Consider the following 11741-nt stretch of genomic DNA (forward strand, 5'->3'; position numbering starts at 1 on the left):
TGCAACCCGCAATTCACGAAACGTGTATCTATGACATTTCGCGATTTCCGACTGGTCGCAAACCCCTGACCTGCACTTTTATCCTCGGACGTGGCCCAGAAGGGCAATTAGCTGCGGAACGCAGGTAGATGCTCCGCGTCCGATCGCTTCCCAGAACTGCTGGAGGTGCTCCCGGCGCCAGCCAGGAGGTCGACCGGGCGAACGCATCGGAGGACGAAGTGCGCAATCCCCGCGTCGAACTCTTCTCGATCCCATCGCAACTCCTCGTATTCGAGGTGTTGCGACGACCGCTTGAATTCACCGAGTATGCGTTCGGCACTATGCGGTGCCCGCAGGCCCCTCCAAGTTGTAGAAGTCCCGGCCGGCAAGCCGGATACAGTATGCGTAGCATTCGGGTGCGCCCGAGGAAGTCCCTGGAAGCAAAGCGACGCCCTTTGAGTACTCCGGGTTATACGCAGACGGCTGGCTGTAAACGACGCCGGTATCAGGACGCGCGATTGCGTACAGGCACATGGCTAGAGAGATGGTCTTGGGTCCGGATGGAACGAGCACCAGCGTTTGCCCCGCTTCTGACGACAGACCACAAATGATGTCAAATGCGTCGGATACGTCGCGAGGGTCAACTCTGACCGGCTCTTGCTCCGAGTCAATTAGGTACGGCTTCAACGCACGCACGGATTCCCAAGCCTTCTTCAGGGAGGCCGGACCAGCGGGGAACGGCAGTAGGACCTGACGACGGCTCGCTCTATCGGCAACCATTCTGAGTGCCTTCGCGGCACCGACGTAGTCATGGCCGAGCGACACCAGCACAAGTTGGTTCTCGGGCTCGGGGAACGGGCGACCGAACCCGGGAAGATCGTCTGCGTCGGCATAGTTGACCGCAAGTTCATCCGCGTACGACTGCGGAAAGGTGTACGAGACTGCGATGTCCGCAATCGCGTCGGATTCGAGCAACCGACGCAAGACCGGGAAGAATACTCGCTTCGGCAGCGATGAGACGTCCAGCAATACGCTGCGCCGGTTCTCGACATCCGCCAGGAACTGCTCCAGAGGCGGAATTACATCGTCAGGAGTACAGAACACGTCTCTCGTCACAAGCCGCGGAAGTGAGCCGCCGGAGCCAGCATACCGCGCGCGAGCTGCTGCCATTGCCCCCTTCTGCGGAGGAGAGTACTTGGAGTCACGATCCTCAATCTCGTACAGCATCTCCTCGCCCAAGAGACCTCTGCTGCTGAGGTACTCCCTCACGGCAAGCGCACGGTCCTCTGGGCCGACGGATCCGACCAGACTCCATGCCCGATCGGGAAGACGATCAAGAATCCAGTCAATCGAGCCCCATGGCCGGAAAGCGAGGCGCGAAGTCACGAGGGGTCCGATGGAAACATCCGCATTTGACCCGTACCGGAGGAGTCCTGTTGCTCCCTCTCCACCACCGTGGAGGCATCGAGCGCCTGTTCTCGGCTCTCTCGAATCAGCTTCCGAAGCCGAACAGCTGTGATGTATAGCGGCTCCTGCCGGTGCTGCGCGGGGAGCTGGTAGTACGGCGACAGTATGGGACGAAGGTAGTACTTGATGCGCGGGCGCCGATCTCGCTCCTTGGTGCTGTGCTCGAAGCTCACGAGATGACCGTAGTCTGTGCCTGCCGAGAGGAAGCGGTAGATGTCGTCGTTCTCGTCGGCGAACAACTGATCTCGTGTTATGGAGAACCCGTTCCGACCGGGGTAGCTTATGGCCGTGTCGCGCAGAAGAGCGGAGCGAAAGTAGCGTGCGAGATAGTCCATCAAGTCCTGAAGGGAATGGCCCTGATCGGACTCCAGCACCTTGTCGTGCCACTCGGCGCTCGCCGCGTCGATTCCGGCTGACTGGAGGCGCGACGGAATAGGGAAGGCCAGGGACGGCCCTCCTGGGTCCTCGACCTGCACTCTCATCGACGCGGCCCAAACGTGACGACACATACTTAGAAGCACGAGGATGTGATTGCCGCTCAGACTGAGGATGTCGTCTCGGCCATACCACAGCATCCGAGCGCGGCAGACAGACGCCACCTGCATTGCTGCTACTTGGCGTCGATCCGGCTCCCACCACCCGGGCGTCTTCCACGGAAGACGATCGGAGGGCACGGGAGGGACCTTCGCACCTCTCTTCGTCCTCTGACGAACCCACGCTTCACCCAGTTTGCCAGAGAGAGGGTTCTCTCGAGCAAGGTCACGCAGGAACGGTTTCCATTCTGGGGGGACATGACCCTCGAGCGACCCCTCTGCCTCAAGCCGCAATCCGCTTGTCAACGACTGCTCTCCGGCGTATCTCGCCACCTTCTCTTCAAGCGAAGGACTCTCTCCGAATAGACCGACGAGGACATCGTCGTGTAGCGGCGATTGACACGACTCCGTGCGACGAAGCCTGCGACTGATAACGTCCTCCGCGAACACTGGAAAGAGCCATTGCTTCTCGCTAGATCCAACCCGTTGCAGGATATCGTCGATGTCCAGAAGGTCGAAGTCTCGAGCCTTCTCAAGGTGGTACGAAGTCCCGAAGACCAAGGTGTCGCGCCACCCATAGGGCCTTGTGCCTATCCGGTACTTCACGCGAGGATCGCGAAGACTCAGGGCTTTGTTAACCATCTGCCGCATGTTCGCTCCGAGCGAAGATGATGCACGCCCGATACGCGAAAGTTGATCGTACTCGTCGATTCGGACGTAGACGGACGTCTCGTCCGAGACCACTCCCGCCTCAATCAAGGCCGATGCTGCGACCGAGATAGGCTCACCAATTGGGCTTATGCTTTCGGCCAGTCGGTTCGGCAATTCGCTGGAGCTGTAGTTCAAGTACCTTCGGTAGTCCGCGATTCTGCCACGCAGCCGTTCCTCAAGTTGCTCTCGGTTCGTGACTCCATCAAGGTACCCCTGCCAGACATCACTCACCGCAATTCGCTTGGCGGCCTCGTCCATGCTCGCAGCCGAGTAGCCCATCCCGATTCCTCGTCCGACAGCGCCCTCCAACTCAGTCCCAAGCGTGTCTGCCGAGTTCAGCATGTCGCGCACCAGCCAGTAGTTGAGGAAGTCACCGAAGTAGATGGCCGCCAGGACTTCAGGGTCCTCCGATTCCGTCTTCGGAAGGCGCTGCCCGAAGTCCGCCGCAGCACTCCTCCGCAGGCTCATCCCCGCCCCAATGAACGTCGAAAGGTCATCCGGGGCAGGAAAGGGAATGCCTCTGCGGTAGTAGGCCACCCGTACCTCTGGCTTGAGCAGGGCAAGAAGCATCGTCTTTCCTGCCCCCTCGGTTCCCTGCACAACCACATGGGTGTTCTTGAACATCGCAAGCGCATGATCCATCAGCTTCGGACTGAAGACATCGACGAAGTGCTCGTCGCTGACCATCTCGCCCACGTAGAGTTCTTCAAATGGGTTCTTCTCTCGTGCCACCTAGATCACACCCTCGATGAGCGGGGAAAAAGAGGTTTCCATGTGTCGGACGAGTAGTGCAGGAGCGGAAGCGAGTTGTCAGGAGTGTTGCTGTACATCACCAATAGCGACCCAGTTCCCTCGAAGCCATCTGGCCCGTACGGCTTCACGCATGGGTCTGGAGCGTGCTGACCGGTCATCGTCGTGTAGAGATCCGCTGCAATCTGCCTGATTCGAGGAAACAGGTCGCCCTGCGTCCCACTTGCGGGCAAGAGAACGGTCGCCCCACCCCGCAAGACAAAGACGGGACTGAACGTTAGCCGGCCGGGGTGAGCAGCTTGCAGTTCGAGTCCGCGTTGGTGCCCGTCTGGGCACACCAACAGCGGCACAAGCAGCACTTTGAATCTGTCGGGTAGCGCCAAGGCGCACGTAACGGCCGAGTTCATTTGGGATCCGCTGCCGACGAAGTCCTCTAGGAGTATTAGAAAGCGGAACCCGCAGGAGTCCATGTGGTTCTCGATCTTGGCCAGGTCACCAAGTCCACGTAGCGAGTACCAGTCGGGCCGAAAACGCGCGCCCTCGATGTTGTTCGCATGGTAGAAGCTGGCGATGTCCATGCTGTCAGTGACCGGACAGTACCAAGACAGCCTGGATGCGGCCTCTATTCTCTCGGCCAAGTCCTCATCGTCCAGGGAGAATGGCTCGCATTGTTCCAGCAGCCAGCGGGAAACCGGACCACGGAACGCAGCTCGGTACAGCGACACGAAGTCGCGGAAGCTAGCGAACATCAACTCGGGAACGAGGGCCAGCAGCAGTCTCTGTCGATCATCATCGACACAGTCGAGCCAATGGCGAAGCCGTGTCGTGAAGGGCGGGGCGGGAGGCCCGACCGCGGGGAGGTACTCACAGAAACGGTAATCGGCGAGAAACCGAACTTGCTCCAGCGTCGAGTGCGCCGTCGGGCCTTGCTGATCCTGACCCTCGGACCATCGGCTCACCCGATCCTGCAGACTCTCGTAAGGCACATCGACCTCCTCCGCCTGTCAGGATAGCAGGTGCCCGCAGTTTCCTTGGCCCTTCGGTGCGGGCGTGTCTGATACGAGTGCCGAGGCTACGTGACGAACCGAACGTGCCTGCACGGTTTGGTGCGATGGCCCAAAGGAGCCGCTGGAGACCAGCGGCGTGAATCGCCGCCCACATTCGCATTACCGTTGCAACGCACAGGGACTTGCCCAGAACTCCCGGATTCGAGACCGACAGACTGGGAGCCCTGCTGTCGCCGAACCAGTCGGGCACGTCGCGCTTCTCTGGCTTGACGTCGCCGAAGTTTCACTGATATGCTCTGTTTCACCGATTGGTGAAAGGTGCATTTGCAGTGAAAGAACCTGAGATTCTCGAGAGACTCCCCGCCGCGCTGCAAGCATGCCTCGACGGGGTGCCGAAGACCGCGATCGGATCCGTGGAGCGAGAAGTCCGCGCAGGCGGCGCGACAGCCGACCTGGTGGTGCGGCTCCAGCTGCTCGGGCGCGCACGCTCCATGGTCGTCGAGGCGAAAAGCAGCGGCCAGCCGAAGAGTGCTCGAGTAGCGGTCGACCAGCTGCGACGTCTGCTCCTCGACGAGCGACTGAAAGGCGCCTACCCCGTCTTTGCGGCGCCCTACGTGTCCGAGGCCGCCAGGATCATCTGTCGCGATTCTGGGTGTGGATACTTCGACCTGGCCGGGAACTGCCGCTTCTCTCTGGATGGCGTCTACATCGAACGGGCGTCTGGGCCGAACCCCTTCAAAGAGAACCGGGGTGAGCCTTCGATCTTCTCAGCGAAGTCCTCTCGGATCCTGCGGCTGCTTCTCAACGAGCCTCGCCGCGAGTGGCGGGTGCAGCAGATCTCAAAGGTCGCTGGGGTGAGCATCGGTCTGGCATCCAGGATCAAGCGCCAGCTCGAGGAGCGGGAATGGATCGCGGCCGGAGAGGGCGGGGTGAGGCTTGCCCAGCCCGAGGTCATGCTCCAAGCGTGGGCCGCTGCGTACAGCTACAAACAGAATCGCGTCTTCCAGTACTACACGCTCGACGAGATCGGCGAAGCGGAGACGTCCGTCGCGGAATGGTGCCGGGAGAGCGGCGTGGACTACGCACTGACCGGTTTCTCCGGCGCACGCCTGCTCGCCCCTCGAGTGCGGTACGACCGAGCCACCATCTACGTGAGTTCCCGCCTCGGCAGTGCAGCCGACGGTGCCCGGCTGAAACCGGTCGACACGGGAGCCAACGTTCTGCTGCTCCAGCCATTCGATGACGGCGTCTATGACGGGTCGGAGTATCGTTACGGACTTCGGACGGTCTCGGCCGTGCAGCTCTATCTGGATCTACGTTCCATGCCGGGACGCGGAGAAGAGGCCGCTCAGGAGATCCTCGAGCGAGAGCTGCGGCCCTCATGGTGAAGAGCAGACTGGACTACCCGCCCGACGCGGTCGAAGCAGCGAAGTCGGTGCTGGTGGAACTCGCCCACATCCTCGGCGAGTACCGCGACGAAATGGTCATCGTAGGCGGATGGGTGCCGTTCCTCCTCATGCCGGATGCTGCCGGGCACGTCGGCAGCACCGACGTCGACATCGCGCTCAACCACCTGGCGGAGACCGACGAGGTCTACGCCAGGATCAGCGAGTTGCTCAGGGACCACGGCTACGTGCAGGATGCACGCCAGCCTTTCATCTGGTTCAAGGACGTGGGGTTCGAAGGCGCGGATGCGGCAAGGGTCGAGGTCGATTTCCTCGCCGGAGAGTACGGCGGCACGAACAAGGAGCACCGCACTCAGCGCATCCAGGACATGAGACCGCGGAAGGCGCGGGGCGCCGATCTGCTTCTCGATGGATCCGTCGAGCGTCAGATCGAGGCACGACTGCCGAACGGCGCGATCGACATGGTCACGGTGAAGGTCGCTGGCGTGGTGCCCTATCTGGTCATGAAGAGCTCGGCGCTGGGTTCCAGGGTCAAGGAGAAGGACGCGTACGACATCTGGTTCACGTTGGCCAACTACCCCGGCGGTGCCGCTGCTGTCGTCGAGGAGTTCAAGCTCTTCGCGACCCATGGGCTAGTACTCGAAGCTCTTGCACTCCTCGACGACAAGTTCGCCTCGCCACAGCATTTCGGTCCCGTATCGGTCGCCCTCTTCCTTGAAGCCGAAGGCGAGGAGGCTGAGCGTATCAAGCGCGACGCATACGAGCGGGTCCGGGCTCTCATCACAGAGCTTCGCGGCTGACATGGCCGGCCCCACATCGATCGAGTGGACCGAGGCGACCTGGAACCCGGTCACTGGGTGCCACCGTGACCGTCTCACGCGCGCGGTCGATGAGCGTAACCACTTCGTCCTCGATGTGATGTCGAAGCCACGACTCTGGGTGACAGGTGATCGGGATGAGCTCGAGCGACTGGCTCGAGAAGGGTCGCATCAAGCGTCAAGCAGCGGATCGCGCTGAGATCCAGCGGCTGTTGGCGGTTGTCGACCGGGACCTCGCGGACGCGAGCGATCTCATGGTTAGGCCGATGGTTTCCTTAGTCCAAGGACACATCTGGCATATTGTTTCCTTGCGCCAAGGACACATTACGAAGACATCGACGTCGAAGGCGGCATCATTCACGTCATGCCCGCACGGGCTTGGATGCTAGGGGTGTAGGCGCCCTGCCGCCTATCCGACTAGATCGCGAACGCTCTGCGCTGCGACAGGCGAGATGCGATCGAGCGCGGAGGCCGACTTCGCCACCCGGCTCGCCCACGACTTTCCCCTCACGGCAAGCGCCTCCCAGGCAAGAACGAGATCCCCCGGCCGGTCTGCGTGCAGCACCTCGAGTATCTGCGCCGCCTGTGAAAGGTCCTTCTCCCGCTTCGGCTGCATCGCAACAGGACGCTCCCCCGCGATCATCAACTTGTGGAGAGCGAACCGCGCCGCATCCGGCACGTTCACCGCGACGACCCCGCCGCCGACCACTGCCGCCCTCACGGACGAGTCGATGAGATAGTCCAGGAATCTCAAGGGCTGCGCGGCGGCGGCGAACCTGGGCAGGCTCACGGGACGCGATCGGGCCCTTGCGGCCGGCGTCAGAAGGTCCACCCGCAAGCTTCGCCCCCGCACCTTGAACGAGGTGGTCGGACTCTTGGGATCGAGACCGGGGACCGGCAGGAACCCCATCTCCAGGCTATCCCGTGCTGAAGGCAGGTCGGCGTCGACGCCCGGAACCGCGATATCGAGCTTGGGATCGGCCGCTATGTCGACATCCTGAGTCCTCAGAGAGGTGCCCCAGCGGACCCCGAGAAGGTTGCCGAGCACGACGAACGCGTGAGTCCCGACAAGGACTCCGCCGGCGTGGAACACCCCCGCGTCCGCGAGCGCACGAAGCACTCGGGCCGAGGGCGCATCGGTGACCATCGCGCCACCTGCGCGCAGCAGAGCCGCCAACCGCTCGATGGATCGTTGGTCGGCGGCGACGTTGGCTCTCCCCTCGGCGAACCGATCGGCCAACTCGTCGAGCGCGGCGTCCCGACGGCCCAGATAGGTCTGGCGCTTCGTCCCGCCAGGCCCCATGTGCTGGAAGTAGTAGTACTCCTGGCCCTTCACCATCTTCGTCACGAAGGAGCCGGCGGTATGTCCGATGGTACGCGAGGCCTCATAGACAGCGATCTGCTCAAGAAGCTCGGCGTAGATCGTCTGGACTTCGAGCGGCTGACGCTGCAGGGGTTCACCTCCTTGTAGTTATACGCACAATACGTCGATGCTGCGTATAACACAAGTCGAGCGCTACGCCACGTTGATGATCACGTTGCCGCGCTTGTGCCCCGTGTCGACGTACCTGTGCGCGTCGACTATGTCGTCCAGTGCATAGGTGCGATCGATCACCGGCCTGATCTCACCGCGCGCCGCCAACTCGGCGAGCAACACCAGATCCTCGCGCCGGAGCTTCGGTGAGCCGTCGTCGACCGAGACGCAGGCTCCGCCGGGAGCCAGCACTCGCCGGCACCTCCGAAGGGCACTGGCGCTCTTGTTCTTGCCCACGGCGTCGAAGATCAGGTCGTAGCGCTCCGCCCCGTCCGCGAAGTCCTCGACGGTGTAGTCGACCACCCTCGTGGCGCCGAGAGATGTCACAAGCTCCACGTTCGCAGTGCTGCAGACACCCGTCACCTCCGCGCCGAGGTGCCGGGCGAGCTGCACCGCCGACGTGCCCACGGCCCCGGACGCCCCGAAGACGAGGACGCTTTGTCCCGCTCGAACGCCGGCCTTGCGAAGGTAGCTGAGAGCGAGGAGGCCACCGTAGGGAATGGCTGCCGCCTCCTCGTCGGTGAGGTTGGCCGGTCGCGTTGCCAGAAGTCCGTCTTCCGGCCAACACACGTACTGCGCATACGTCCCGAAGAGGTGCCGATTGAAGCCGAAGACGCGGTCGCCCGCCTTGAACGACCTAACGTCCGGTCCGACCGCATCCACCACCCCTGAGAGCACCATGCCGAGAACCGGTTGCCTCGGTGCGTTCCAACCGAGCACGAGCCGCGCCATGATCCGGTAAGCGGGACTCAGTCTCAGCCCCCGGACGTAGGTATCACTCGATGCCACGGGGGTAGCCAAGATGCGTATGCGCACCTCGTTCTTCCGAGGAGCTGGAGTCGCGATCTCCTCGACCCGGAGAACCTCAGGCGGGCCGTAGCGCGTGCAAACTACTGCTCTCACTCTGCGCCCTTGAGGGAAGCGATCGCGGATGGGCTGAACCCCTTGGCGATCAGCCACACCGCCAGAACCATCTCCTGCAAGAAGATCGGGAGATTCAAGACGATCTGGGGCGCCGACATGGGATCGATGGCCTGGAACACGACCAAGATGCTTGCCGTGAAGCCCAGCGTGACTGCAACGATCCCCCAACCGGACAACCATCGAGGGATGAGCCTCGATCGATAGAACACGAGGTAGTACATCAGGCCGGCTGGGTAGAAGGCCAAGGTCCCTGCCATGCCCGCCCAACTCCGGACCGCCATCAGCAGTGCGCCTGAGGCTTGAAGGTACGACGAAGCCGGAGCGCCGGCCTCCACGAGCCCACGACTCAATGTCACCATCGATAGCACCGCGATCGCCCCGATGCTGTAGAGAACTGCCTCGATGATCCTCAAGCCGACGGCGCCGAGCGACAGACCCTCGCTGTATCGCCGCAACACGGGATACAGCGCGATCGCGATGCTGGCGGACGCGAAGAACGCGACCAGCCCGAAGAGCGCTCCCGCAGCCACCTGGTTCTGGTGTGCGGCGATCTTGGCAAGGATGTCGGCCCCTTTGAGGATCGGATCCAGAAGCACCACCCTGCCGAGCAAGCTTGCAGTCGTAGCGACTATGAAGAGCACTCCTGCGACTACCGCTGTTCGCCTGTCTTTGCTCATGATCGACTTCCCATTCCTCGTCAACTCTCGTGTGTCCCGTCCTGAGAACCTGACCGAGACGTGTCAGGTTGAAGCTCTCTTGCTAGGTGGCGTGCTCCACCCCTAGACGAATGCCACAACGGCCAGGGTGCCTACGACGGCCGCTTCGGCGGCGAGAGCGCCCGCAGCAGCAGGACCGATCTTCCGGTACGTGTAGCCCGCCATGACCGAAAGCAGCACGAATCGCACGACCTGGCCCACGGCCGGTCCGCCAGCCTGAAGTCAGGCGAAGCCGGACGCGACCACGAGGCCCCCCGCCACCAGACAGACTCCCGCCAGCACCCGCGGCGACAACTGCTTGCGCCTGCCCCTCGCGGCGTACCAGATGGCGAAGGCGACGAACACGACGATCCCCGCGAGCATGGTTGCGATGGGCACAAAGAACTTGCTGTCCACGCCGATCTCACCTCCGTCTGACGATGCTTGTCCCGTGCGGCGTGCCTGGCGTCTGGCGCTCGACCGCGCGCCGACACTGGCATAGAGCGCAAACCTTGAACGTACGTCAGGTTGACGTGCCTGCTACGCGCGCCCCAGCCCGCGAAGCCGGCCGCATCTCACGCAGCGAGTGGCAGCCGATCGCCTTCGGGAGCGATCGTGCCGGGGCTGAAGCCCTTGGCGATCAGCCAGATCGCGAGCACCATCTCCTGCACCGCGAGCGGGAACATCAGGAAGTCGAGCGAGAGGCCCGCCATCCGCGCGAGGGGCGCTACGAGGTAGAAGACCGCTCCGACAAGTCCCCAGATCGAGAGCCATCGAGGGACGAGTCGCGCGCGAAAGAGCAGCCAGTAGAACATGAGAGCGCCGATGACGAAGGGCAGCGCGATGAGCTGTTCCCACACCAGCCCCTCGGCGGTCTGCAGCATCGCCGCGACCGGAGCGGCCGCGGCCGACGGCGCGGCGCTCATGGCGATGAGCACGAGCCAGATGAATGCGCTGATGACGTACGTCATGCCCTCGAGTGCTCCTCGGAAGATGACGTAGCCCATCGAGAGCACTTCGCTGAAGCGGCGGCCGATCGGATAGAAGACCGCGGGCAGAGCCGACAGCGCGAAGCCCATGGTGAGCACGAGGAGCGCGCCGACGACCGTCGCGGTGCGGTGAGCGGCGATCTGCGCCAGGATGTCCGTGCCGGCGGCGAACGAAGGCATGATGGCCATGCCTAGCACGCCCGAGGCGGTGCCGACGATGTAGAGCACGCCGATGATGGTGGCAGCCCGGCGATCGGTGATCGCGCCGTCCGTTCGCTTAGCCGACATCGCGCATCATCTTCTCGATGGACTCGACCGACGTGCGGATCGCGCCGATGTCGGCCTGCATGCTCGACTGCGTCTCGCGCGTCTCTTGGGCGAGTCTGGTGTACTCGGCGTTCAGCTCCTCGAACTGCGCGCCGCTGCGCGACTTGATCTCCTCCATCTGGATCTGGTGACGCCGACGCGAGGGCGTGGTGACCACGCTGATCCCCAGGATCACGAACATCACGACGAGAAACGCCGCGGGTCCATCGATCGTCATTGCTTTCCCCTTCCGGTTGGTTCGCTGTCCGCGCTCAGGGTCTTCGTCGCATCGGTGACGCGCTCGGGCGTCAGGTGCTCGTCGAAGTCCGTCACGCTGAAGAAGCGAAGCGCCTTTCCGTCTTCCGAGATCTCGTGGCGTCCGACCACGAGTCCCGCCTTCTCCAGTACCTGCAGGTGCATGTGGAGGAGCGGACGTCCGATCCCGAGCTCCCGGGCCAACTCGCTGACGTAGCTCTCACGACTTCTCAGGGCTGCGAGGATCCGCAGCCGATGAGGGTTCGCAAGGGCGCTCAGCATCTGGAGCAACTGGTCGCCGGTCCGATCGTCCGTCATGTCCTCTCCTTTACCTGTCAGCGTATCCTGACACGTGATGTTCCAACGT

13 protein-coding genes are annotated in these 11741 nt (G+C 62.8%); 2 read left to right on the forward strand and 11 right to left on the reverse strand.

Features of this window, described 5'->3' with window-relative positions:
* Nucleotides 1-318 precede the first annotated feature (318 nt).
* From WC971_06955 to WC971_06965, 3 genes are all read right to left on the reverse strand, one after another.
* On the reverse strand, nucleotides 319-1248 hold the full coding sequence (locus WC971_06955; protein MFA5844552.1) for a hypothetical protein: 930 nt from the start codon (nucleotides 1246-1248) through the stop codon (nucleotides 319-321).
* Nucleotides 1249-1361: 113 nt separating this feature from the next.
* The gene (locus WC971_06960) at nucleotides 1362-3422 is read right to left on the reverse strand and encodes a hypothetical protein (protein ID MFA5844553.1); all 2061 of its coding nucleotides are present in this window, start codon (nucleotides 3420-3422) and stop codon (nucleotides 1362-1364) included.
* 5 nt (nucleotides 3423-3427) lie between these two features.
* Entirely contained in the window at nucleotides 3428-4426 is a 999-nt protein-coding gene (locus WC971_06965; GenBank protein MFA5844554.1) for a hypothetical protein, read from the reverse strand.
* Nucleotides 4427-4860: 434 nt separating this feature from the next.
* Between WC971_06965 and WC971_06970 the strand changes: the two genes are divergently transcribed.
* Nucleotides 4861-5835 (forward strand): type IV toxin-antitoxin system AbiEi family antitoxin, encoded by a 975-nt coding sequence (locus WC971_06970; protein ID MFA5844555.1) that lies wholly within the window; start codon nucleotides 4861-4863, stop codon nucleotides 5833-5835.
* Nucleotides 5829-6653, forward strand: a complete 825-nt coding sequence (locus WC971_06975; protein ID MFA5844556.1) for a hypothetical protein — start codon at nucleotides 5829-5831, stop codon at nucleotides 6651-6653. Before WC971_06970 ends, WC971_06975 begins: the two co-directional genes overlap by 7 nt.
* Nucleotides 6654-7080: 427 nt before the next feature.
* Here WC971_06975 and WC971_06980 read toward each other — a convergent pair whose 3' ends face one another.
* From WC971_06980 to WC971_07015, 8 genes are all read right to left on the reverse strand, one after another.
* Nucleotides 7081-8010, reverse strand: coding sequence for a GSU2403 family nucleotidyltransferase fold protein (locus tag WC971_06980; GenBank protein ID MFA5844557.1), 930 nt, complete (start codon nucleotides 8008-8010; stop codon nucleotides 7081-7083).
* 177 nt (nucleotides 8011-8187) lie between these two features.
* Nucleotides 8188-9108, reverse strand: a complete 921-nt coding sequence (locus tag WC971_06985) for an NAD(P)-dependent alcohol dehydrogenase (protein MFA5844558.1) — start codon at nucleotides 9106-9108, stop codon at nucleotides 8188-8190.
* Nucleotides 9105-9806, reverse strand: a complete 702-nt coding sequence (locus WC971_06990; protein ID MFA5844559.1) for a DUF4386 domain-containing protein — start codon at nucleotides 9804-9806, stop codon at nucleotides 9105-9107. The genes WC971_06985 and WC971_06990 overlap by 4 nt, the downstream gene beginning before the upstream one ends.
* Before the next feature lie 102 nt (nucleotides 9807-9908).
* Nucleotides 9909-10046, reverse strand: a complete 138-nt coding sequence (locus tag WC971_06995; GenBank protein MFA5844560.1) for a hypothetical protein — start codon at nucleotides 10044-10046, stop codon at nucleotides 9909-9911.
* Between the two features lie 21 nt (nucleotides 10047-10067).
* Nucleotides 10068-10241 (reverse strand): hypothetical protein, encoded by a 174-nt coding sequence (locus WC971_07000; GenBank protein MFA5844561.1) that lies wholly within the window; start codon nucleotides 10239-10241, stop codon nucleotides 10068-10070.
* A 158-nt stretch (nucleotides 10242-10399) separates the two neighbouring features.
* On the reverse strand, nucleotides 10400-11101 hold the full coding sequence (locus WC971_07005; protein MFA5844562.1) for a DUF4386 domain-containing protein: 702 nt from the start codon (nucleotides 11099-11101) through the stop codon (nucleotides 10400-10402).
* Complete coding sequence (locus WC971_07010) at nucleotides 11091-11357, reverse strand: hypothetical protein (protein ID MFA5844563.1); 267 nt, start codon at nucleotides 11355-11357, stop codon at nucleotides 11091-11093. Before WC971_07010 ends, WC971_07005 begins: the two co-directional genes overlap by 11 nt.
* Complete coding sequence (locus WC971_07015) at nucleotides 11354-11692, reverse strand: winged helix-turn-helix domain-containing protein (protein MFA5844564.1); 339 nt, start codon at nucleotides 11690-11692, stop codon at nucleotides 11354-11356. The genes WC971_07010 and WC971_07015 overlap by 4 nt, the downstream gene beginning before the upstream one ends.
* Nucleotides 11693-11741: the final 49 nt, after the last annotated feature.

This window comes from Coriobacteriia bacterium (assembly GCA_041658765.1).
Classification (GTDB): domain Bacteria; phylum Actinomycetota; class Coriobacteriia; order Anaerosomatales; family JBAZZO01; genus JBAZZO01.